The 21,905-nt window shown below is 67.5% G+C and carries 26 protein-coding genes; 10 read left to right on the top strand and 16 right to left on the bottom strand.

Annotated elements, in window-relative coordinates; translation table 11 throughout:
- Positions 1 to 87: 87 nt before the first annotated feature.
- A complete protein-coding gene (locus tag TX88_RS11015; RefSeq protein WP_044516737.1) occupies positions 88 to 936 on the bottom strand; it encodes an SDR family oxidoreductase in 849 nt (282 codons plus the stop codon).
- Positions 937 to 1,040: 104 nt separating this feature from the next.
- Here TX88_RS11015 and mymT point away from each other — a divergent pair, with 104 nt between their 5' ends.
- Positions 1,041 to 1,190: a copper-binding metallothionein MymT gene (mymT, locus tag TX88_RS35050; RefSeq protein ID WP_084621866.1), complete on the top strand. Its 150-nt coding sequence runs from the start codon at positions 1,041 to 1,043 to the stop codon at positions 1,188 to 1,190.
- Between the two features lies 1 nt (position 1,191).
- On the opposite strand, the gene TX88_RS11020 is transcribed toward mymT, so the two are convergent.
- The 6 genes from TX88_RS11020 to TX88_RS11045 all read right to left on the bottom strand — a co-directional run bounded on the left by TX88_RS11020 (position 1,192) and on the right by TX88_RS11045 (position 8,096).
- Positions 1,192 to 1,737 carry a M15 family metallopeptidase gene (locus TX88_RS11020; RefSeq protein WP_044519303.1) on the bottom strand — a complete coding sequence of 182 codons (546 nt, stop codon included), beginning with the start codon at positions 1,735 to 1,737 and terminating at the stop codon, positions 1,192 to 1,194.
- Positions 1,738 to 1,756: 19 nt separating this feature from the next.
- Positions 1,757 to 2,677 (bottom strand): LysR family transcriptional regulator, encoded by a 921-nt coding sequence (locus TX88_RS11025; RefSeq protein ID WP_044516739.1) that lies wholly within the window; start codon positions 2,675 to 2,677, stop codon positions 1,757 to 1,759.
- Positions 2,678 to 2,747: 70 nt separating this feature from the next.
- Positions 2,748 to 5,168 (bottom strand): CaiB/BaiF CoA-transferase family protein, encoded by a 2,421-nt coding sequence (locus TX88_RS11030; protein WP_044516741.1) that lies wholly within the window; start codon positions 5,166 to 5,168, stop codon positions 2,748 to 2,750.
- A 5-nt stretch (positions 5,169 to 5,173) separates the two neighbouring features.
- The gene (locus TX88_RS11035; protein WP_044516743.1) at positions 5,174 to 6,370 is read right to left on the bottom strand and encodes an acyl-CoA dehydrogenase family protein; all 1,197 of its coding nucleotides are present in this window, start codon (positions 6,368 to 6,370) and stop codon (positions 5,174 to 5,176) included.
- Between the two features lie 2 nt (positions 6,371 to 6,372).
- Positions 6,373 to 7,488 (bottom strand): acyl-CoA dehydrogenase family protein, encoded by a 1,116-nt coding sequence (locus tag TX88_RS11040; RefSeq protein WP_044516745.1) that lies wholly within the window; start codon positions 7,486 to 7,488, stop codon positions 6,373 to 6,375.
- 116 nt (positions 7,489 to 7,604) lie between these two features.
- Positions 7,605 to 8,096 carry an aminoacyl-tRNA deacylase gene (locus TX88_RS11045; protein ID WP_110918049.1) on the bottom strand — a complete coding sequence of 164 codons (492 nt, stop codon included), beginning with the start codon at positions 8,094 to 8,096 and terminating at the stop codon, positions 7,605 to 7,607.
- A 205-nt stretch (positions 8,097 to 8,301) separates the two neighbouring features.
- Between TX88_RS11045 and TX88_RS11050 the strand changes: the two genes are divergently transcribed.
- Entirely contained in the window at positions 8,302 to 8,949 is a 648-nt protein-coding gene (locus TX88_RS11050; RefSeq protein ID WP_044516748.1) for a sigma-70 family RNA polymerase sigma factor, read from the top strand.
- Positions 8,946 to 9,251 (top strand): mycothiol system anti-sigma-R factor, encoded by a 306-nt coding sequence (rsrA, locus tag TX88_RS11055; protein ID WP_044516750.1) that lies wholly within the window; start codon positions 8,946 to 8,948, stop codon positions 9,249 to 9,251. Before TX88_RS11050 ends, rsrA begins: the two co-directional genes overlap by 4 nt.
- Before the next feature lie 82 nt (positions 9,252 to 9,333).
- Here rsrA and TX88_RS35715 read toward each other — a convergent pair whose 3' ends face one another.
- The gene (locus tag TX88_RS35715) at positions 9,334 to 9,426 is read right to left on the bottom strand and encodes a 50S ribosomal protein bL37 (RefSeq protein WP_003882799.1); all 93 of its coding nucleotides are present in this window, start codon (positions 9,424 to 9,426) and stop codon (positions 9,334 to 9,336) included.
- 136 nt (positions 9,427 to 9,562) lie between these two features.
- Here TX88_RS35715 and TX88_RS11060 point away from each other — a divergent pair, with 136 nt between their 5' ends.
- Positions 9,563 to 9,778, top strand: coding sequence for a biotin/lipoyl-binding carrier protein (locus TX88_RS11060; protein WP_003882798.1), 216 nt, complete (start codon positions 9,563 to 9,565; stop codon positions 9,776 to 9,778).
- A gap of 15 nt (positions 9,779 to 9,793) precedes the next feature.
- Positions 9,794 to 11,293 carry a two-component system sensor histidine kinase PdtaS gene (locus TX88_RS11065; RefSeq protein WP_044516751.1) on the top strand — a complete coding sequence of 500 codons (1,500 nt, stop codon included), beginning with the start codon at positions 9,794 to 9,796 and terminating at the stop codon, positions 11,291 to 11,293.
- Positions 11,294 to 11,478: 185 nt separating this feature from the next.
- Here TX88_RS11065 and whiB1 read toward each other — a convergent pair whose 3' ends face one another.
- From whiB1 to TX88_RS11080, 3 genes are all read right to left on the bottom strand, one after another.
- Complete coding sequence (gene whiB1, locus TX88_RS11070) at positions 11,479 to 11,733, bottom strand: transcriptional regulator WhiB1 (RefSeq protein WP_003882795.1); 255 nt, start codon at positions 11,731 to 11,733, stop codon at positions 11,479 to 11,481.
- A gap of 259 nt (positions 11,734 to 11,992) precedes the next feature.
- Positions 11,993 to 12,955 (bottom strand): diacylglycerol/lipid kinase family protein, encoded by a 963-nt coding sequence (locus tag TX88_RS11075; RefSeq protein WP_044516755.1) that lies wholly within the window; start codon positions 12,953 to 12,955, stop codon positions 11,993 to 11,995.
- 35 nt (positions 12,956 to 12,990) lie between these two features.
- Complete coding sequence (locus tag TX88_RS11080) at positions 12,991 to 13,380, bottom strand: YchJ family protein (RefSeq protein ID WP_044516757.1); 390 nt, start codon at positions 13,378 to 13,380, stop codon at positions 12,991 to 12,993.
- 62 nt (positions 13,381 to 13,442) lie between these two features.
- Here TX88_RS11080 and aroQ point away from each other — a divergent pair, with 62 nt between their 5' ends.
- Together aroQ and TX88_RS11090 are read left to right on the top strand one after the other, a co-directional pair.
- Positions 13,443 to 13,895, top strand: coding sequence for a type II 3-dehydroquinate dehydratase (aroQ, locus tag TX88_RS11085; protein WP_044516759.1), 453 nt, complete (start codon positions 13,443 to 13,445; stop codon positions 13,893 to 13,895).
- Positions 13,892 to 14,269 carry a hypothetical protein gene (locus tag TX88_RS11090; protein ID WP_162563120.1) on the top strand — a complete coding sequence of 126 codons (378 nt, stop codon included), beginning with the start codon at positions 13,892 to 13,894 and terminating at the stop codon, positions 14,267 to 14,269. The genes aroQ and TX88_RS11090 overlap by 4 nt, the downstream gene beginning before the upstream one ends.
- Here TX88_RS11090 and TX88_RS11095 read toward each other — a convergent pair.
- Genes TX88_RS11095 through TX88_RS11105 form a run of 3 tightly spaced genes read right to left on the bottom strand, consistent with a single transcriptional unit; the run spans position 14,266 to position 16,444 of the window.
- Positions 14,266 to 14,754, bottom strand: a complete 489-nt coding sequence (locus TX88_RS11095; RefSeq protein WP_044516761.1) for a GNAT family N-acetyltransferase — start codon at positions 14,752 to 14,754, stop codon at positions 14,266 to 14,268. The genes TX88_RS11090 and TX88_RS11095 overlap by 4 nt on opposite strands.
- The gene (locus TX88_RS11100; protein WP_167333293.1) at positions 14,751 to 15,848 is read right to left on the bottom strand and encodes an isochorismate synthase; all 1,098 of its coding nucleotides are present in this window, start codon (positions 15,846 to 15,848) and stop codon (positions 14,751 to 14,753) included. Before TX88_RS11100 ends, TX88_RS11095 begins: the two co-directional genes overlap by 4 nt.
- Positions 15,833 to 16,444 carry an acid phosphatase gene (locus TX88_RS11105; protein WP_044516766.1) on the bottom strand — a complete coding sequence of 204 codons (612 nt, stop codon included), beginning with the start codon at positions 16,442 to 16,444 and terminating at the stop codon, positions 15,833 to 15,835. Before TX88_RS11105 ends, TX88_RS11100 begins: the two co-directional genes overlap by 16 nt.
- 28 nt (positions 16,445 to 16,472) lie before the next feature.
- Here TX88_RS11105 and TX88_RS11110 point away from each other — a divergent pair, with 28 nt between their 5' ends.
- Entirely contained in the window at positions 16,473 to 17,300 is an 828-nt protein-coding gene (locus tag TX88_RS11110; RefSeq protein ID WP_044516768.1) for a ParA family protein, read from the top strand.
- Positions 17,301 to 17,347: 47 nt separating this feature from the next.
- On the top strand, positions 17,348 to 18,424 hold the full coding sequence (locus TX88_RS11115; protein ID WP_084621868.1) for a MerR family transcriptional regulator: 1,077 nt from the start codon (positions 17,348 to 17,350) through the stop codon (positions 18,422 to 18,424).
- A 19-nt stretch (positions 18,425 to 18,443) separates the two neighbouring features.
- Here TX88_RS11115 and TX88_RS11120 read toward each other — a convergent pair whose 3' ends face one another.
- Together TX88_RS11120 and TX88_RS11125 are read right to left on the bottom strand one after the other, a co-directional pair.
- The gene (locus tag TX88_RS11120) at positions 18,444 to 19,670 is read right to left on the bottom strand and encodes an Rv3212 family protein (protein ID WP_044516770.1); all 1,227 of its coding nucleotides are present in this window, start codon (positions 19,668 to 19,670) and stop codon (positions 18,444 to 18,446) included.
- Between the two features lie 31 nt (positions 19,671 to 19,701).
- On the bottom strand, positions 19,702 to 21,201 hold the full coding sequence (locus tag TX88_RS11125; RefSeq protein ID WP_044516772.1) for a DEAD/DEAH box helicase: 1,500 nt from the start codon (positions 21,199 to 21,201) through the stop codon (positions 19,702 to 19,704).
- Positions 21,202 to 21,496: 295 nt separating this feature from the next.
- On the opposite strand from TX88_RS11125, the gene TX88_RS33810 reads away from it, so the two are divergent.
- On the top strand, positions 21,497 to 21,905 hold a 409-nt coding region (locus TX88_RS33810; RefSeq protein ID WP_044516774.1), incomplete at its 3' end, for a ferritin-like fold-containing protein.

Below are 21,905 nucleotides of genomic sequence, written 5' to 3' on the forward strand. Positions count from 1 at the left end.
GAATGATTCGAACATATGTTCGATTGTAGTCGTGAACTCGCACGCCAGCAACGTTTTTCAGGTTGTCGCTGAAGTCGCCGCGCCCGGCTACGACTGGACGTATCCCGGCGGGTTGGGGGTGTCCACCCACAGGTCCACACCGAGGTCCGATCCGGGCACGCAGTCGTACACCGACAGATCGGTAACGCCGTTGTCGAGCAGCACGTCCTCACACAGCAGGCTCTGCCCGGTGTACTCCCGCGCCGGCTTGTTGAACACCGTGTAGGCGGCGTCGGCGTAGACGTCGGGCTTGCGGGCCCGGCCCATCGCCTCGTCGCCGCCGAGCAGGTTCTGCACCGCTGCGGTGGCCACCAGGGTTCGCGGCCACAGCGTGTTCGAAGCGATGCCGGCCTCACGCATCTCCTCGGCGATACCCAACGCACACAACGTCATTCCGAACTTCGCCATCATGTAGGCGGTCGGCTTGAGCCACTCGGACTCCAGCCGGATCGGCGGGGACAGCGTGAGGATGTGTGGGTTCTCGCGGCCCTTCATGTGCGGGATGCAGGCCTGCGACACCGCGTAGGTGCCGCGGATCTGGATGCCGTTCATCAGGTCGAAGCGCTTGAGCGGGACTTCCTCGATAGAGCCGAGGTTGATGGCCGAGGCGTTGTTGACGCAGAGGTCGATGCCGCCGAACTGCTCGACGGCCTTGGCGACCGCGGCTGCCACCGAGTCACCGTCGCGGACGTCACCGACGATCGGCAGGGCCTGCCCGCCGGCCTCCTCGATCTCCTTGGCCGCGGTGTAGACGGTGCCTTCGAGCTTGGGATGGGGCTCGGCCGTCTTGGCAACCAGCGCGATGTTGGCGCCATCGGCAGCGGCCTTCTTGGCGATGGCCAGGCCGATACCGCGGCTGGCGCCGGAGATGAACATGGTCTTCCCGGACAGAGTCATAGACACACGATATGCGACCGATTTGTATTGATTTCGCGGGTTCACCGCATGGAAAGCGAGGACGATGGGACCAGCCCGCCGGCCGCAGACAAATTGGAGGAGTCATGAGCGTTGTCCCGGCAGGGACGGTGCTGACCTGCGCTCACCAGGGGTGTGGGTGCCGGATCCGCGTCGAGACCGAGTGCCATTGCGAAGGCCCGGAAAGCAGCTACAAGTGCACGTGCGGCGCCGATATGGTGCCGGTCACCGAATAGGTCAGCCCGCGGCGTTGGGCTGCAGCGGGGGACAGTTGCCCGCCGGGTCGGCGACGAGTTCGAAGTGCCACAGCTCGTTGGCATAGATCTGGCACAGCCCGAAGCGCGCACCGTTGGCGATCAACCAGTGATCGGCCTGCGGACCGCCGACGTCGACAGCCTCACCGGTCACATGCCGGGACGCGGTCGGCGTCTGGACGTACTGGCGTGCGGCCGCGAGGCTGCCGTACGTCTGCACCCCCTGGTCGAGCAGCGACTGCTGGAATTCGGCCGATCGCCACCCCGAGTTGATCGTCATGGTCACGCCGTCGGCGGCCGCGGCATTGGCGGCGTTCTGGATGGCGGCCAGCAGCCGTGGATCCAGCCGGCCGATCGCCGGATTCTGCACGTCGAACGGGGTCAGGACCTGCCCGTCGGCCAGTGAGCCGTCCCCTTGGGTCATCGGGACGGTGTCGTCGACGAGACGGATCTGCGGTGCGGGTGCCGACGTGCCGAGCAGGGCCGCCAGTGCGGCGACGCTCGAGACCACACTTGCCCCCACCATCATCGGCATCACCGGGACCACATTACTGCGCCCGCGCGCGCGTCAATACCACCGCCAATTCAGCCACTATCGCCTCGATCTCCGCCGGGTCCTTCAGCCGATCGGGCACCCAGGCCAATGCGATCCGGGCCGGTGACCAGGTGCTCTCGTCGATGGGCACCAGCGTGAAATCCGGCGGGGAGAAGATCTTGCCGATCAGCGATTCGGGTGCGTAGGGCACCAGCGCGACGAGGCGCCGGTTGGACACCTGGGCGGCCATCTCCAGCTCGCCGCCGAACTGGTTGGTGGTGCGCACGATGCGCGTCACCCCACGAGCGTTGAGCGCACGGGTCAGCCCGGCCAGCATGACGGGATTGGGCCGGGCGAAGTCGATCACGACGTCACGATCACGCAGCTCCTCGATCGACACCAGATCCTTGGCGGCCAGCGGATCGTCGAAACGCACCGCCACCGCGCCCTGGAAGGTGGCCACCACGCGGTACTGCAGCCGCTTGTCGGAGGTGGGCAGGTGGATCAGGCCGAGGTCGAGGTGACCGGACACCAGCTTGGCCGTCACCTCCGCGGCCGAGCCGGGCACGCTGAATTCGGTCGGCACTGACAGGCCTGCGACGGCGGTCTCGACCTGTGCCACGAAATCCGATGGTGCGTAGGCGGTCGCCCCCACCCGGATCGTCGCGGCTCCCTCGGTGAGCCGGACGGCGGTCGCCTTCAATTCGTCCACCTGGCGCAGGATCTCGCGGGCGGGACCGAGCAGTTTCGCACCCAGCGGCGTCAGGCGGACCTCGTGGTAGTTGCGCTCGAAGAGTTGCCCGCCGAGTTCCTTCTCCAGCAGCTTGATCTGCTTGCTCAGCGGCGGCGGGGTGATCATCAGCCGGTCGGCGGCGCGCTTGAAGTGCAGTTCCTCGGCGACCGCCACGAAGTAGGAGAGTCTGGTGAAGTCCATGCGGTCATTTCCGGCTGTGCGAGGGCGGTATTCGACGGGGTGTGATCCACGAATCGTACGAGACGCGTGATCAGCGTCCCGCCGCTTGCACGGTCTGTGGAACTTCGAGGACCCCCGCGGCGATCAGTTCGTCGATCGCAGCGTCGTCCATACCGAGCAATTCGGCGGCGATCTCGCGGGTCTGCTCGCCGAGCAGCGGGGCCTGCAGCAGCGGCGGATCAGCGATGCGATCCGAATGGATCTGCACGTTCTCCATCGTGAACGGCTCGTCGGCGTGCGGGTGCAGTTCCTCGCGGAAGGCGCGGCGCTGCACGTAGTAGTCCCAGTCGGCGACCTCGGCCGCACGCAGCGCGGCGCCGGCCGGAACACCGGCCGCCTGCAGCAGATCCATCGCCTCGATCGGCGGGCGCTGTGACGTCCAGGCGCGCACGGCCTCGTCGACGCGGCTGCGGTGGGTATCCCGTCCGGTTCGGGTCGCGAGCTGCGCGTCGGCGCCCAGATCCGGACGGTCGATCACCTCGCACAGCGCGCGCCAGTCGGCGTCGTCGCGCACCGTCACGGCGAGCCACCGGTCCTCGCCGGCGGCCGGGAACAGGCCACACGGCGCATCGTGGACCGGGCGGGTCGAGGCCTCGTGCCCGCGCCGCACCAGGACCTCGGCCGCGATCTCGCCGGCCAGGTGGCTGAGCATCACCTCCGATTGCGCGACGCTGACCGAGCCGCCTGCACCCGTGCGCTCGCGACGCAGCAGCACAGCCAGCGCGCCCAGTGCACCGATCCGGGCGGCCACGTGATCGGGGTAGACGGTGACCGTGTCGCAGAACGATTCCGGTTCGCCGGGGTAGACCCACAGGTCCGTGAACCCCGCGGCCGCACGCACCAGCGGGCCGTAACCCATCCGCTTCGCCCACGGCCCGGTGGGCCCGAACGCCGAACTGTCGACCACCACGATGCCCGGATTCACCTCTCGCAAGCTCCGGTAGTCCATTCCCAGCGTCTCGGCCACGCCCGGTTTGAAGTTGGTCAGCACGACATCGGACTGGGCGACCAGCCTGTGCGCCAGTGCCCGGCCCTGCGGTGTCCGCAGGTCGATGCCGATCGAGCGCTTGTTGCGGTGGCCGGCGGCGTAGGTCTGCGACATCGAGTTCGGGTTGCCGCGCAGGCCGTCCGGGAACGCCGAGTTCTCGATCTTGATGACGTCGGCGCCGAGGTCGCCGAACAGTCGTCCGGTGTCGGACCCGACGACGATCACGCCGAGGTCCAGCACCCGCACACCCTCCAGCGGAAGGCCCTCGTCGCGGCGTCGGCGACCGCCGAGCAGCGGCGCGACATCGATGCGGCGCGGATGGCCGGGACCTGGGTGGTCGGACACGTTGATCGGGTTGGCCCGGTGCCCGTCGATCTCGACGACGCCCGCAGGCACCGGTGCAGAGATTCCGGGGGACAGGTCGACCTCGTGGAAGTACCCGCGGCTCTTGACCTGTTCGGTACCAAGGGTTTCGGCCAGGGTCAGCACCGCCGCCGTCGGCACCCCGTGCCGCTGGCCGGCGACCTCCAGCTCGGCCCGGGTCTGGCCGGCGCAGAACCGCCCGATCTCAGACATCAGCTCCGGCGAGCTGAACCGCACCCGCAGCCGGTCGAACGACGGATCGGCGAACTGAACGGGGCGGCCCATCCACTCGAACATGCCGTGCCACTGGCGTTTTGCCAGCAGGCAGATCCGCACGTGCCCGTCCTTGCACGCGATGATCGGGTACCGGAGGCGTTCGGCGTTCCAGTCGCGTCTCTGCGCGCTCAATGCCACACCGGCCGAGGCCGTGCCTGCCGTCCCGTACGGAGGATCAAGTGTCTGCATGGCCCCGTCGAGGATCGAGAAGTCGATGAAATCGCCTTCACCGGTGCGCAATCGGTCCAGGTACACGCTCGTGGTCATCACCGCGGCCTGCGCCGCCGCCACGTGATAGGGCAGTTGCGCGGCGGGCGGCACCAGGGGCTCGCGTCCCGGGATGCCCGAACGGGACAGCTCACTGGTGAGTGCGTGCAGCACCGGGGTGGTGGCGTGCCAGCCGCGGTAGCTGGTGTCCCGGCCGAAATCGCTGATCGACAGGATCACCAGGCCCGGGTGTTCAGCGTGAATGTTGCGCGCCGCCAGGGCTCTTTCGGCATCCGAGCCGGGCCGGGTGTCCTCGATGAGGATGTCGGCCCCGGCCAGCAGTTGCACCCATCGGCGTTGGTCGTCGGGGGTCGACAGATCGACCACGACGGTGTCCACGCCGTGTCGGTTGATCGCGATGCCCACCGATTCGGGATCGACTCCGGCGCCCTCGGCGATGGGGCCTGCGGGTTCGTCGGTGACGCCCGGCAGGTGCACCTGGGTCACCGCGGCGCCGAGGTCGGCCAGCAGGCGTCCCACCGCCGTCATCGGGCCGCGCGACAGGTCGAGGATGCGAACCTCGGCCAATGGTGGGTCGTAGCCGTCCGGATTGGCCATCGGTGTCAGCTCCGGCGGGCCTGGCGGAACGGGATGTCGCGATCGACCTCGGGTTCCTTGGCCAGTCCGAGGACCCGCTCGCCGATGATGTTGCGCTGGATCTGGTCGGTGCCGCCGCCGATCGACGTGAAGAACGCGTTGAGGGTCAGGAAGTTGATGTCGTCGGCTTCGGGGTTGTCGGGGCCCGCCAAAAGTGCTTCCGCACCGATGATCTCGGTCTTGAGCCGGGCCTCCGCATGCAGGATGTTCGACATCGCCAGCTTGCCCAGCGACATGATCGAGCTGGATGTACCTTGTGCCGCTGCGGCTTTGGCGCGGGCGTTGTTGAGGGAGTTGAGTTCACGCAACGCCAGCACGTTCGCCAGTTCCTTGCGGACAGCCGGATCCTCCAGGCGGCCGTGCTCGCGGGCCAGGCCGATGAGGTCGTCGGCCCGGGTCCGGTTGCGCGAGCCGCGTCCGCCGTCGCCCATGATGGACCGCTCGTAGGCCAGCGCGGTCTGCAGCACCCGCCATCCGTTGCCCTCGCCGCCCAGGAGATAGGCATCGGACACTCGCGCGTCGGTGATGAACACCTCGTTGAAGTGCGATTCGCCGGTGATCTGAACCAGCGGACGGACATCGATGCCGGGCTGACGCATCGGAATCATGAAGAAGCTCAAGCCTTTGTGCTTGGGTACGTCCCAGTCGGTGCGGGCGATCAGCAGCGCGTACTCCGACGTGGTGGCACCCGATGTCCACACCTTCTGGCCGTTGACCACCCACTCGTCACCGTCGCGGACCGCGGTGGTGCGCACCGCCGCGAGGTCCGATCCGGCGCCTGGCTCGCTGTAGAGCAGGCAGGTGCGGATCCGTTCGGTGAGGAAGTCACGCACCAGGTCGTTCTTGAGTCTGTCGGTGCCGAACTTGAGCGCGGTGTTGGCCGGGATGCTGTATTTGTCCTGGCGCGCCCCGGGGGCCTTGACTGCCCGGAACTCTCGCTCGATCACCGCCGCCAGCGCGTTCGGGTATTCGCGGCCGAACCACTCGGTGGGGTATGTCGGCACGGCGTAGCCCGCGTCGAGCACCTTCTGCAGCCAGGCCACCCGCTCGGGGGAGCTGACCCACGGATCGGTGGATTTCGGTAGCCCGGACCAGTTCTGGGCGAGCCAGTCGCGTACCTCGGTGCGCAGTTGATCGGCGCTGGGCAGGTCGTTGGCGGTCATCGTCAGGCGCCTTTCGCCGAGAGGTATCGCTCGCGATGCAGCGCCGAGCCGCCGAGCAGTTGAAGGCCGGTGCGGGCGCGGCGCAGGAACAGGTGTGCCGGGTGCTCCCAGGTGAAGGCGATACCGCCGTGCATCTGGATCGCCGACAGGGCCGTGGTGTGGTAGGCCTCCGCGCACGCGAATCCGGCCAGAGCGGTTGCGCCGCCGGACTTTTCGCTACCGGACGCCTGCTCGGCCGCGGCGTGCTGGGCGGCCGAGGTGGCCGACTCCACCTGCACCAGCAGGTCGGCCGCCATGTGCTTGAGGGCCTGGAAGCTGCCGATGGGGCGGCCGAACTGGATCCGGGTCTTGAGGTAGTCCACGGTGATGTCGAAGATCCGCCGTGCCCCGCCTACCTGTTCGCCGGCCAGCGCGATCACCGCGAGGTCGAGGGCCTGCTGCACCGCGTCCCATCCGGCGGTGCCGATCCGGCGGGCCGGGGTGCCGTCGAACGTGTATGTCGACAGGGGGACGGTCGGATCGAAAACCGTTGCGGCTGAGCGCTCGAAGCCCTCGGCATCGGGTGCGATCTGAAAGACGCCGAAGTCTCCGTTGGTGCGGGCCACCACCAGGATCACGTCGGCCACCTGACCGTGGATGACGTAGTGCGCATTGCCGGTCAGCGTGTGGCCGGCGTCCCCCGGGGCATCCGCGGCCGCGGCGCGTACCGCGACGCCCTCCCGCGCCCAGGTGCCGCGGGCGCCGGTCACCGCGACGGTCCCGACCGATGTTCCTTCGACCAGCCCGGGTAGCAGGCGCTGCTTGTCGGCGTCGGTGCCCGCCGCCTCGATCAGTGCCGATGCCAGGACCGCGCTGGACAGGAACGGTGCCGGCAGCAGCGCCGCCCCGGTCGCCTCGGCGACGGCCTCGAGCTCGAGGGCGCCGAGACCGACCCCGCCGTACTCGCTCTCGACCAGCAGACCGGTGACGCCCTGGGCGGCGAGCTTGCGCCACAGATCGCGGTCGAACCCGTCGTCGGTGCCGATCACCCGGCGCACGTCCTGCTCTGTGCATTCGCCGTGCAACAACTCGGAGACCGCGGCGGCCAGTTCCGCCCGTTCGGCCACGCTGATCGTCATGTGCACCCGCCTTCCTCGTCGGGTCCATGCAATCCGGCCGGAGCCGTGGTGTAAATCACTGATCGGCACACCGACAGGTTTCCGATTGCGACATGCCGATGCCGCGGTCTCCCGGTTCAGGCGGGAACGCCGATATCGGCCGTCACCGCCGATGTCGCGCGGATCAGGTCCTCGGGTGACAGCGCGACGTCCAGGCCGCGTTTGCCGGCGCTGCAGAGCACCTTGTCGAAGGCCAGCGCCGACGTGTCGACGACGGTCGGCAGGCGCTTGCGCTGGCCCAGCGGGGAGATCCCGCCCACGACGTACCTCGTGGACCGCTGAGCGGCGACCGGGTCTGCCATTTCTGCCTTCGGAACGCCCAATGCGGCCGCCGCTGCCTTGAGGGACAGCTTGCGGGGCACGGGCAGGACCGCCACCGCCAACCCTTTGGGCAGTGCGATGACGAGCGTCTTGAACACCTGCTCTGCGCTGATGCCGTCGGCCGCCAACTGGGCCACGGCCTCGTCGCCGAACGACTCGTTGCGGGGGTCGTGCTGGTAGGCCACCACTTCGTGGTCGATGCCTGCCGCCACCAGAGCGGCGATCGCGGGTGTCGCTGCACGTGCCACGGCGCTCAGCGTAGCCGGGAACATCATGGCCCCCGCATGCTGTTATTGCTCTCGACACCTGCTCAGCGCTACTTGTCCGTAGCACGCTCTAGGATCTGTAAGGAGGATTCTGGTGCCAACCGTATGCCTGGAACGGTCGCCGGATACCCAGTGGTATTCCGGAGCTCTTGGTGGCGCCGTGACAGAAGGGAAGGTGTTTCCCACGATGACTGACGTCGAGCAGGCTGAGCCTGACACGCCGCAGCCGACTGCCGAAACGGATGCCGAGCTGACCGCTCGGTTCGAACGCGATGCCATCCCGCTGCTGGACCAGCTCTATGGCGGCGCCCTGCGGATGACCCGCAACCCCGCCGACGCCGAGGACCTGCTGCAGGAAACCATGGTCAAGGCCTACGCCGGCTTCCGGTCATTCCGCGAGGGCACCAACCTCAAGGCATGGCTGTACCGCATCCTGACCAACACCTACATCAACAGCTACCGCAAGAAGCAGCGCCAGCCCGCTGAGTACCCGACCGACGAGATCACCGACTGGCAGCTGGCAGCCAATGCCGAGCACTCGTCGACCGGTCTGCGATCGGCGGAGGTCGAGGCACTCGAGGCGCTGCCCGACACCGAGATCAAGGCGGCGCTGCAGGCATTGCCCGAGGAATTCCGGATGGCGGTGTACTACGCCGACGTCGAGGGTTTCCCCTACAAGGAGATCGCCGAGATCATGGATACTCCCATCGGGACCGTGATGTCCCGACTGCACCGCGGCCGCAAGCAGCTGCGCGAACTACTGGCGGACGTGGCCAGGGATCGCGGCTTCATCCGAGGTCAGCAGGTTGGTGCGCCGGAGGAGGTGTCGTCATGAGCGAGAAGCACGATGAGGACGAACGCTGGACCCCGCCGGTCGGTCCCGTTGATCCCGAGCACCCGGACTGTGCCGCGGTGATCGCCGAGGTATGGACGCTGCTCGACGGTGAATGCACAGCGGAAAGCCGCGACAAGCTCAAGCATCACCTCGAAGAATGCCCGGCCTGCCTCCGTCATTACGGGGTGGAGGAGCGGGTGAAGCGGCTGATCGCGTCCAAGTGCAGCGGTGAGAAGGCCCCTGACGGGCTGCGGGAGCGGCTGCGCATCCAGATCAGCCAGACCACGATCATCCGGGGCTGACGGGGCGCGTAGCCCCTGGTGGCCAGACGACAAACCGCCCGATCTCCTAAGGGAGTCGGGCGGTCACAGTCAGCCTGAGTGGCTAGCGCACTGACTTCGAACCGGCGTTGGGGCGCTTGCCGTGGTTCGCCTTCGAGTGCTTGCGGTCCCGCTTCTTGCGGCCACGCTTCGCCATGATGATCCTCCAGATGGTGTAAGAGCTTGCTCCCTAGTGTCTCATGACCCGGGGGCGGCGCTGACCACCCGGGGTTGTGGTTCGATATAGGCCGCACAAGTAGTCGGGTTAGCAGCCGTAGTGAAGTGGGGTGAAGATGGCCGAGGACGTTCGCGCCGAAATCGTGGCCAGTGTGCTCGAGGTCGTGGTTCACGAGGGCGATCAGATCGGTGCGGGGGACACCCTGGTGCTGCTCGAGTCGATGAAGATGGAGATCCCGGTCCTCGCCGAGGTCGCGGGCACTGTGACCAAGGTCAACGTCGCCGAGGGTGACGTGATCCAGGCCGGCGATCTCATCGCGGTGATCGACTGACCTGCGAGACGGCTGATGTCCACCCTCGGTGACCTGCTCGCCGAGCACACCGTGCTGCCCGGCAGCGCGGTGGACCACCTGCATGCGGTGGTCGGGGAGTGGCAGCTGTTGGCCGACCTTTCGTTCGCCGACTACCTGATGTGGGTGCGTCGCGACGATGGCGTCCTGGTGTGCGTCGCGCAGGTGCGCCCCAACACCGCCCCCACCGTATTGCTGGCCGACTCGGTCGGCACGCTGGCGGCGGCCGCAGACCTCCCCGTCGTCACCACGGCTTTCGAGTCCGGGGCGATCGGGCGGGGAAACGGTGGTACGCAACGACATTCGCCCGATCTGCCCGGCCTGAACGTGGAAGCGGTGCCGGTGCGGCACCGCGATCACGTGGTGGCGGTGCTGACCCACCAGACCGCGCTGGCCACCCGGCGGATGGCCAGCCCGCTGGAGGGCGCCTACCTGGACTGTGCGAGCGACCTGCTGCACATGCTGTCCGAGGGCACCTTCCCCAATGTCGGCGACCTGGCCATGTCGCGGTCCAGTCCGCGGGTGGGCGACGGGTTCATCCGCCTCGACGGGGTCGGCGACGTGGTGTTCGCCAGCCCCAACGCCATTTCGGCCTATCACCGGATGGGGCTGGCCTCCGAACTCGACGGGCACAATCTGGTGACCGTCACCCGTCCGTTGATCTCCGACCCGTTCGAGGCCCAGGAACTGGCCAACCACGTGCGTGACTCACTGGCCGGCGGTTCCAGCATGCGGATGGAGGTCGACGCCGGTGGTGCGGCCGTGTTGCTGCGGACGCTGCCGCTGGTCGTGCACGGCGACGCGGTCGGTGCTGCTGTCCTGATCCGCGACGTCACCGAGGTCAAACGCCGCGATCGCGCGTTGCTGAGCAAGGACGCCACCATCCGGGAGATCCATCACCGGGTGAAGAACAATCTGCAGACCGTGGCGGCCCTGCTGCGCCTGCAGGCGCGCCGGACCAACAATCTGGAGGCCCGCGAGGCACTCATCGAATCGGTGCGGCGGGTGTCCTCGATCGCGCTGGTGCACGACGCGTTGTCGATGTCGGTCGACGAGGAGGTCAACCTCGACGAGGTGATCGACCGGATCCTGCCGATCATGAACGATGTCGCCTCGGTGGACACCCCGATCCGGATCAACCGCGACGGTGCCCTCGGTGTGCTCGACGCCGATCGCGCGACTGCGCTGATCATGGTGATCACCGAATTGGTGCAGAACGCCATCGAGCATGCCTTCGACGCGAATACGCCGCAGGGATGCGTGACGATCCGGTCCGAGCGGTCGGCCCGCTGGCTCGATGTCGTGGTGCACGACGACGGGCGGGGAATGCCCGACGGGTTCAGTCTGGAGAAGTCCGACCGGTTGGGTCTGCAGATCGTCCGCACGCTGGTGACCGCGGAATTGGACGGCTCGCTGGGGATGCACGACGTCGACTCGGGAGGAACCGATGTGGTGCTTCGGGTGCCCATCGGGCGGCGCGGTCGCGGGATTCAGTGAGGCCGGTCGGTGAGGTTCACAGGACCTCCACAGTGGGACGTCAGTACCACTGAAGCAATTACGCAGTTGCGTCAATACGAAATGTGACGACAATTACGCAATTTGCTACGGAAATTGTCACAAAAATAAGCTATGGCCCCGACATTCGTCGGGGCCATAGCTTGCGTCGGGATCTGGACCGAAGGTCAGACTCCGGTGCGGGCCTTGGTGCGGGCGTTGCGACGCTTGAGCGCACGACGCTCGTCCTCGCTCATCCCGCCCCACACGCCGGCGTCCTGGCCGGAGTCCAAGGCCCAGGTGAGGCACTCAGTGGTTACGGGGCAACGGTTGCACACCAGCTTCGCGTCAGCGATCTGAGCGAGCGCCGGGCCACTGTTTCCCACGGGGAAGAACAGCTCCGGATCTTCGTCGCGACAGACGGCCTTGTGGCGCCAATCCATAATGATCAAACTCCTCGTTAGACATGTCATGCGTGCGCGGCGAAGCGCACTAGATTTTCTTCGGCTGTTAACGCGTGCACACGAATGTTTCTGCACTGTTGCATTGATGCTTTCACAGGCTGAACAGATGTCAATAGCATTGAGTTAACACGTGGGCAAAGTCACTGGCGGGGTCGGTGTCCCAGGCCCTCACTCCTGTGTACTACACTTCCGATCTAGCTGCGCCCTAATTCCACCTTAAGCGGTGTGTTTGCGCAGGTCAATCAGTTTTCTTCGTCGGTGCGACGACGCTCAGCGCCTCGGGGACCGACGTGAACGTCATGGTTTCGCGCTCGCCGATGTAATCTCCGTCAATCTGGCACGCGGCAGGCGTGTTACTCGTCACGGTGACCGACGAGACGTTGTCCTCACGGATCAGGTGCTTGGCCTCCAGGCGCGGATTGCGTGCCACCATCTGCCGGACCAGTCGCAGATTCGCCCAGACGTTCATGCTCGTGGTGGCGAATACACCCAGGCCGGTGTCGAACGTCGTATCGGGATTCGTCCACACCGGGCGGCTGTTCGCATACGTCCACGGACTGGAGTTCGACACGAACGCGAAGTGCACCCCGCCGACCGGGTCGGCGCCCGGCAGCTGCAGCGTCAGGGTCGGTTCCTTGCGCGCGCTGGCCAGGAACTCGCGGATGGCCACCCGGATGTAGCGCGATGCGGTGACCTTGCGGCCCTTCTCGCGCTGGGCCTCGACGGCCGCCACCACGTCACCGTCCACGCCCATGCCCGCAGTGAACACTCCCCAGCGCTCGCCGCAGTCCATCAGGCCGATCCGGCGCCACGGACGTCCCATCCGATAGCCGCCGAGCAGGTCGACGAGTTGGTTGGTGGCCTCGATGGGATCGGGGCTGATGCCCAGCGCCCGGGCGAAGACGTTGGCCGAACCTCCCGGGACGACGGCCACCGCGGGGGCCAGGGCGGCATCGGGGCGGGTTCCGCAGTCCCCGAGCACGCCGTTGACCACCTCGTTGACCGTGCCGTCGCCGCCGTGCACGATCAGCACATCCACCCCGTCTCGGGCGGCGTCACTGGCGATCTCGATGGCGTGACCTCGGTGGTTGGTGTGTTCGACGGTCAGCGTCACCCGGCTTTCCAGCGCATGGGCGAGCAGGTCACGACCCGCCGGGGTGGTCGAGGTGGCGTTCGGGTTGACGATCAGCACGGCACGCACGGGGCATGAGCCTAACCGGGCGAGGTGTCCCGCCGTTATTCGTAGATCTCCCCGTCCACGTAGCGCCACTCACCCTTCACCCGCTCGAAACGGCTGCGTTCATGAAGGATGTGCCTGCTGCCGCCGTGGACGTATTGGGCGCGGAACTCGACCACGCCGGTGGCGTCGGCCTCATCGCCCGCGTCGGTGTCGACGATCTGTAACCGCCGCCACGTGATGGTCTCGTCGAGGGTCAGATCGGCCGGCCGGGTGTCGGGATGCCATGACGTCAGCAGATAGTCGACGTCGCCGACGGCGAAGGCGCTGAACCGTGACCGCATCAGTGCGACGGCCGTCGGGGCCGGGCGGGCGCCGGCGTGCAGCGGCCCGCAGCAGTCGGTGTAGGCGCGGCCGGTACCGCACGGGCAGAGGTTGACGCTCGACACGCGGTCAGTGTGGCAGGCGTGCGTCTTGCCTGCGGGGACCCCTGCGCCGGTACCGTACGGAGGTGACCGAACGCCCTGTGAAGCCTTGTCTGTTGCTCGTCAACGGACCGAATCTCAACATGCTCGGCACCCGGCAGCCCGAAATCTACGGGTCCACCACCTTGGCTCAGATCGAGCAGCGGGTGGCCGAGGTGGCCGCCGGGTTCGGCTTCGAGGTCCGCGCGGTGCAGAGCAACCACGAGGGCGTGCTCGTCGACGCGATCCAGGCGGCCCGCGGTGACTGCGCGGGCATCATCATCAATCCCGCGGCCTACAGCCACACCTCGGTGGCGATCCGCGACGCGCTCAGTGCCGCCGAACTGCCGGTCGTGGAGGTGCACCTGAGCAACATCCACACCAGGGAGCCGTTCCGGCACCACTCGTATGTGTCGGCCGTCGCGCAGGTCGTGATCGCCGGAGCGGGTCCGGCCGGATACGAGTACGCGGTGCGCTACCTCGCGGAGCGGCAGTCGTGATCCAGCCTCCCTCCATCCGGTACGCAGGATTTCTGACCGCCGCCGAAGGGATCGCCGCGCTGATCATGGCGGTCGTGCTCCTGGTGCGCGCGGTCGCCGGTGCCGACCAGCACATCGTCAGTGGTTACGGCACCGCGATCTGGTTCGTACTGATCGGTGCCGGGGTGCTCGCAGGCGGTTGGGCGCTGATCACCGCTCGGCGCTGGGGCCGGGGGATAGCGGTACTGACCAACCTGCTGTTGCTGCCCGTGGCCTGGTACGTGATCACCTCGCACCACGTCGTGTACGGCGTCCTGGTCGGATTGCTCGCCCTGGTGACGCTGGGTCTGCTGTTCAGCCCGTCCTCGGTGGACTGGATCACCCGGCGCGGTTAATCGCCGCGTTCGGCGGCCAGCGTCGAAAGCTCGGGTTCCGATACCCGGTAGGTGGTCCACTCGGTCTGCGGCTTACCGCCGACGGCGTCGTACAGCGCGATGGCGTTGACATTCCAGTTCAGTACCGCCCAGGTCATCCGGGTGTAACCCTGCTCGATGCATTCACCGGCCAACGTGGACAACAGTTTCCGGGCCAGCCCGCGACGCCGGAATGCCGGACGCACGTACAGGTCTTCCAGGTAGAGCCCGGCGACGCCGTCCCAGGTGGAGAAGTTCAGGAACCACACCGCGGTCGCGGCAACCTGCCGGTCGATCTCCACCATGTGCGCATAGGCCACCGGGCGGTCACCGAAAAGCGCTGTGTGCATCTGCTTTTCGGTCACCGTGCATTCGTCGGCGGCCCGTTCGAACTCGGCTAGTTCGCGAATCATCGCAGTGATCTCGACCTCGTCGCCGGGTCGCGCCCGGCGGATCAACTCGCTCATGTCGCCCCTAGTCCAGTCAGGATGGTTCGGAATTTCGTGGTGGTCTCGTCGACCTCGTCGTCTGGATCGGATTCGGCGACGATACCGCCGCCGGCACTCGCCAGTGCCGTGTATCGGTCTGCGGACAGAACCGCGCAGCGGATCGAGACCACCCAGCGTCCGTCTCCTCGGCTGTCGCACCAGCCGACGGCGCCGGCGTAGAACCCGCGATCGCCCTCCAGTTCGCCGATCAGGGCCGCGGCGCGGTCGGCCGGAACCCCGCCGACCGCGGGAGTGGGATGCAGTGCGAGTGCCAGATCGATTGCCGTGGTTCGCTTTTCGCGTAACGTCCCCACCACCGGGGTGCTCAGGTGCCACAGTGCGTCGGTGCCGTGCAGCTCGGGTTCTTCGGTGATCTGCAGATCCACGCACAACGGATCGAGAGCTTGGCGCAGGACGTCGACCACCAGCTGATGCTCATGGCGGTTCTTGGCCGATGCGGCGAGCGCGGCCGCGTTGGCCGCATCGATCTGCGGATCGGCCGATCGCGGTGCCGACCCGGCGAACGGCCGGCAGATCACCTTCTCGCCCTCGCGCGCCACCAACAGCTCGGGACTCGCACCCACCAGGGCGGTGCCGGCATGGGCGCCGCCGGCCGCGGACAGATCCGCCAGGTAGACGGTGGCGGCAGGATCGGCGTCGGCCAGCCTGCGCAGCACGCTTCGCACGTCCCACGGGGCGTCCGCGGTCAGCCGCAGCGCGCGGGCCAGCACCACCTTGTCGATCGGGATCCCCGGGTCGCGCAATTGACGGATCGCCTCGGCCACCCGTCCGCGGTGCACCGGACCGGGCGGCAGGGTTTCGCGATCCACCACGGCCGGAGGCGGGCTCGCGTGCCAGTCCGGCAGTGCCTCGGTGAACCGAACCGTCTCGGGTTCGTAGAGGGCAGCGGGTGACGTCAGGTCGAACGGCAACGCGCCCAGCACAATTGGTGTTCCGGCACGTAGCGCCTCCTGGGCGTCGGCGATGTCGGCGAATCCGGCGCGCACACCTTCGGCGAGGACGGCGCCGGAGGGACCGGCCAGCACGAACGACGGATTCACTGCGACAGGCACGGGTTGGGGTGACCGGTCAGGCCCAGCGCGGTGATCTGGCGTACACCGTGCTCGAAACCGCACACCGCGAGAGAAGCGGGCACCATCGATACCCGGATGCCTTCGGCCACCGGCAGTTCCACCCAGCGGGTCAACATCGCGCGGGAGAAATGTCCGTGCCCGACGAACACCACATCCCGGTGGGGTACGTGCTCGAGCGCCATCGCCACGGCCCGATCGGCACGCTCACCGACCTGCGCGACGCTCTCCCCGCCGGGGCAGCCGTGCGTCCACACCAGCCAATCGGGCACGGTCTGACGGATCTGCGGGGTGGTCAGTCCCTCGTAGTCGCCGTAATCCCACTCGGACAGCACGGGGTTGACCTCGTCGACGTGCAGGCCCGCCAGCTCGGCGGTGGCCAGCGCGCGGCGCCGCGGGCTGCTGATCACCAACGGGTCGGTCAATTGCAGTTCGGCAAGTGCGGGGCGGGCCAGTACGGCCTGCTCGCGGCCGGTCTCGGTGAGTTCCAGCTCGGTGCGGCCGGTGTGCCTGCCGGTCGCCGACCACTCGGTCTCGCCGTGGCGGAGCAGGATCAGGCGGTGCAGGCGGTCGCTCACAACGGCGATTCTGCCGCACGTTCCGGCAATGCCGCCGAGAGCGTGCTTGGATGAAGGTGTGACGCGAGTATTAGCGGTCGCCAATCAAAAGGGTGGGGTAGCCAAGACGACCACGGTGGCGTCGCTGGGTGCGGCGATGTCCGAGCAGGGGCGGCGGGTGCTGCTGGTCGATCTGGATCCGCAAGGCTGTCTGACGTTTTCATTGGGACACGACCCGGACAAACTTCCAGTTTCGGTACATGAGGTATTGCTCGGCGACGTCGAGCCGGGGGCGGCCCTGGTCGAGACGGCCGAGGGGATGACGCTGCTGCCGGCCAACATCGACCTGGCGGGCTCCGAGGCCATGCTGTTGATGCGGGCCGGGCGCGAGTATGCGCTCAAGCGGGCCCTGGCCAAGGTCGCATCCGATTTCGACGTGGTGATCATCGACTGTCCACCGTCGCTCGGTGTGCTGACGCTCAACGGACTGACCGCCGCGGACGAGGTAATCGTGCCGTTGCAGTGCGAGACCCTGGCGCACCGCGGTGTCGGCCAGTTCCTGCGCACCATCACCGACGTGCAGCAGATCACCAATCCCGAGCTGGCGCTGCTGGGCGCGCTGCCGACGCTCTACGATTCCCGCACCACCCACAGCCGGGACGTGCTGCTGGACGTCGCGGACCGGTACGAGCTGCCGGTCTTGGCCCCGCCGATTCCGCGCACGGTCCGGTTCGCCGAGGCCAGCGCCTCGGGGTCCTCGGTGCTGGCCGGGCGTAAGAGCAAGGGCGGGCTGGCCTACCGCGAGCTGGCCCAGGCCCTGCTCAAGCACTGGAAGTCCGGCAAGAAGCTTCCGACTTTCACACCTGAGGTGGTCTAGGGCGGCGCCCTTGACCTTGCCCCACGGGCAGACCCGATGCTGACAACATGAACGAAGACCTGCTGAGCATCGGGGAGTTCGCGGCCCGGACCGGGTTGTCGGCGAAGATGTTGCGTTCGTATGCGGCGTCGGGGGCATTGGTGCCGGCCGCAGTCGATGAACTCACGGGATATCGGTACTACTCGCGGGGCCAGATTGCTCAGGCCCGGACGGTGGGGTTGCTCCGTGGAGCCCAGATACCGGTCGCCGAGATCGCCGGATTCCTGCGGGACCCCACCGAGCAGCAACTGGCTGCCTGGCGGACGGCGCTCGATGATGAATATGCGCACCGCCGTGAGGCCCTCGTGATGGCCCGCGGCGCGCTGCTAGCTCACACTTCTCCGGTGGCAGGGGGTCACCGGAGTGACGAGAGGACGGTCTGGATGGCTTCGGTGTTACGGTCCGCGACGGCCACCGATCAGGGCCCGGTACGGGAGAGCAACCAGGATTCACTGCTCGCCGACGGCATCCTGTACGCGGTCGCCGACGGTTTCGGGCCCGCCGGCGAGCACGCGAGCCGGATCGCGATCGAGGTACTGGCCGCCGGATTCGCCGCCGCACCTGACCGCGACGGGCTCATCGGCGCGGTGCAGCAGGCCAACGAGCAGGTCTTCGCACACGTCAGCGCGTCGGGTACCAGCTCGGGCGCCACGCTCACGGTGGTGGCGATTTTCGGCGACGAGCAAGGCGGACCGATGGCCGTCAACATCGGGGATTCGCCGTTGAACCGGATTCGCGACGGGGTGATGTGTCAGCTCACCGACGATCACAGCGTCTCGGGGGAGCTGGTGCGGGCCGGTGAGATCACCCGGGAGGAGGCCCGTTTCCACCCGCATCGTCACCTGCTGACCCGGGCGCTGGGTATCGGCCCCTTCATCCGGCCCGATCTGTTCGATCTCGACTGCCGTCCCGGTGACCGGTTCCTGATCAGCAGTGACGGATTGTTCGCGGGAGCCGAGGACGCCGACATCGCAGGTGCCGCCATCGATGACGAACCCGAGGTTGCGGTGCGGCGGTTGGTTCAGGTGGCCAACGATGCCGGCGGCAGTGACAACACCACCGTCATTGTCATCGACATCGGCTGAGACAGGGCCACGCTGAGTCTTAGGCGGGGCCCAGCGCCACCAGCTGCGCGCCGCGCTGTTCGAGCACGGTGTCTCCGGCCACGACCGGTACCACGGGCGACACACTGGGCGTGCGCGGCAGTGCGATGTGGCGCTGCCCGGTGCCGGTCTGCTGATCGAAGACGTCATAACCGTCGTTGACCGGAACCAGGAGCTGCCCGGCCATCACCGTTGCAGGCCCGACCGGGAAATGCGGTCCGGATGGGGTCACGGTGAACTTGTACTGGAGGCCGGCCGTCCCGGTGGTACTGAAGACCAGCACCGAATCGCCGGTCCACCAGCTGATCAGGTCCCCGGCACGGGTGGTCGTCGACTGCGGCGCGGCCGGTTTGGCCAGCGGCAGGCTGGCCAGCGTCTTGCCGGTTTCGTCGATGACGTTCACCATCGGCTTCGGGGTGGGCAGGTACACCGCGGTGGTGGTGCCCGATACCGCGACCACCTGGGCCCCGGATTCGTCGGTGATGTCCTGCAACTCGACGTAGCGCACGTCGGGGGTGTCTTCTTCGTCGGCCGGGCGCAGCAGCGTCAGCCGGATGAACTTGCTCTTCGGGCAGGATTCCAGCACCGACACCGCCGAGGAACTCGCCGCCGCCGACAACTGGCGGCACACGGGTGATGCCGGCACGTCGGGCTTGATGCGCGCGTCCAGCGCGCCGTAGGACAGCATCCGGACCATGTCGGATCGCCACAGCTCGAGGCGACTGTCCCCGGCAGAGAGGACTGTCGAGCCGTCGGAGGACAGCCGGACCTCGGGGTCGGCGTAGGCGGTGCGGGCCGGCCCGCGCGTGCCGGTTTTGCCGTCGACGGTGCTGACCTGTCCGCAGCCACGGACATCCGGATACACCGCGACGGCGTACTGGTACACCGCCGTGACACCGCACAGTTCGAGATCGCGGGCATAGCTCCACAACACCGCTCCGCTGACGGGGTCGCGGCCTTCGACGGTGGATCCGTCGCCGGTCACCACCGATCCGCCGGCGAGGACGGGTTCGGTGGTCTTCGGGCTTGCGGTGGTCCACAGCTCCTGCAGACCGGCAGGCACTTCGCGCGCGGGAGTCAGGTACGGAACCGGTGATGCGGCGGGCCGGCTGATGGTGGCCCGTGCATCACTGGTCCACCAGATCAGGCCCGCCGCCAGCGCGACGATCGCGACGATTGCCGCCGCGGCGGCCATGTCGCCGCGGGTGCGGCGTTCGGGTTTGACCATGGACTGGTGCCGTCAGGTCTTCCTTCCGGTGTCAGCCGGCCGTGGCGGTCTCGGTCTTCCGGGGACGGCGCCGGCGACGACGACGTCCGGCGGTCGACGCTTCGCCCGCGGTGTCCTCCGACTCGGTCACCGGTGCGGAATCGGCGCTGTCCTGCGCCGGAGCCGTGGTGCCCTCCGGATGTCCGGTGGCCGACTCGCCGCCGCGGGTACGCCTGCGGCTGCGGGTCCTGGTCTTGGCCGGACGATCCTCGTCCGTCGAGGAGATGCGCTTCTCGTCGGGGCTGCGCTTGGGCTTGGCCTTGCGCGGTTCGCCGATCCGGCCGGTGGCATCGCTCGGGATGCCCAGCTCCTCGTAGATGTGCGGTGAGCTGGAATAGGTTTCTGCCGGATCGGGGCAATTCAGGCTCAGCGCCTTGTCGATCGTTTCCCACCGGGCCAGTTCGTCCCAGTCGACGAGGGTGATCGCGACACCGGTCTTGCCGGCGCGGCCGGTGCGTCCGATGCGGTGCACGTAGGCCTGCTCGTCCTCGGGGCACTGGTAGTTGATGACGTGCGTGACGTCGTCGATGTCGATACCGCGCGCCGCGACATCCGTCGCGACCAGCACGTCGACGGCGCCGGTGCGGAACGACTTCAGGGCCTTCTCGCGGGCACCCTGGCCCAGGTCACCGTGTACGGCGTCGACCTTGAACCCACGCTCGGCGAGCTCGTCCGACACCTTCTGTGCGGTGCGCTTGGTGCGGGTGAAGATCATCGTGGCGCCGCGGCCCTCGGCCTGCAGGATGCGACTGACCAGCTCCGACTTGTCCAGGGCGTGGGCCCGGTAGGCGAACTGCTCGGTGGTGTCGTGGGTCGCCGCCGAGTGCGGGGCCTCGGCCCGGATGTGGGTCGGCTGGTTCATGAACGTGCGGGCCAGCGTGATGATCGGGTCGGGCATGGTGGCCGAGAACAGCATCGACTGCCGGTCGTCGGGGGTCAGCCGCAAGATGCGCTCGATGTCGGGCAGGAAGCCGAGGTCGAGCATCTCGTCGGCCTCGTCGAGCACCAGCACGGAGAGACCGCCCAGCTGCAGGTGTCCCTGCTGTGCCAGGTCGAGCAGCCGGCCCGGGGTGCCGACGACGACGTCGACGCCCTTGCGCAGCGCTTCGATCTGGGGCTCGTACGGGCGTCCGCCGTAGATCGAGGTCACCGCGAATTTCCGGTCGCCCGTGGTCACGTACTTGGCTGCTCCGGCGAGGTCGCCATAGACCTGAATACAGAGCTCACGGGTGGGCACGACGATCAGGGCCCGGGGGGTGCCGTTGAGCGGGCGGGTTTCGTCGGTGGAGATGCGATGCAGCAGCGGGACACCGAAGGCGTAGGTCTTGCCCATACCGGTGCGGGCCTGACCGATCAGATCGTCGCCGGCCAGCGCCAGCGGGAGGGTCAGTTCTTGGATGGCAAAGGGGTGTTCGATACCGGTTTCACGCAGGGCCCGGACGATTTCGTCGCGGACGCCGAGCTCGGCAAACGTTTTATTTACATGAGTCATGGTTGGAGGAGGTGGCCTTTCACTGTCAAACCTCATGGGCATCCAGCGCACACGAGTTTGACGGTGAAACGGTCGGGTTCGCCCGGATACGGTTCATATCCGTCGGCGCTGCCGATCCGTTGGGCCCAGCTCCACAGGGCGGGCCAACTGCGTGCACGCACATTTCCTGGTAGCGGTTCGGGCGCTGAAACAGTCGGCTCGAAGCCGTTACCAGATGCCATTGTAGCTGGTCGCGGGATCTGGACCCATTTGCCAGCAGATCACGGTGCCCCGACGGCGTCTAAGAGTTGGCCTCATGAATTCGCCTCAGCCTGCCGCGGACCAGATCGCCGAACCGGTCGACTCGGGCGTGACGGCGGATCATCCCGGGGTCAACGAATTGTTCGCGGTGCTGGCCTACGGCGAGGTCGCCGCGTTCTACCGGCTCACCGAAGAGGCGCGTATGGCGCCGAACCTGCGCGGCCGGATCAACATGGCGAGCATGGCCGCCGCTGAGATGGGCCATTACGAGCTGTTGCGGGATGCGTTGGAGCACAGGGGAGTTGACGTCGTTCCCGCGATGACGAAGTACGCCTCGGCGTTGGAGAACTATCACCGGATGACCACGCCGAGCACGTGGCTGGAGGCGTTGGTCAAGACCTACATCGGCGATGCGCTCGCCGCGGACTTTTATCTGGAGATCGCCGACGCACTGCCCGAACAGG

This window comes from Mycolicibacterium septicum DSM 44393, assembly GCF_000455325.1.
Taxonomy (GTDB): Bacteria; Actinomycetota; Actinomycetes; order Mycobacteriales; family Mycobacteriaceae; genus Mycobacterium; species Mycobacterium septicum.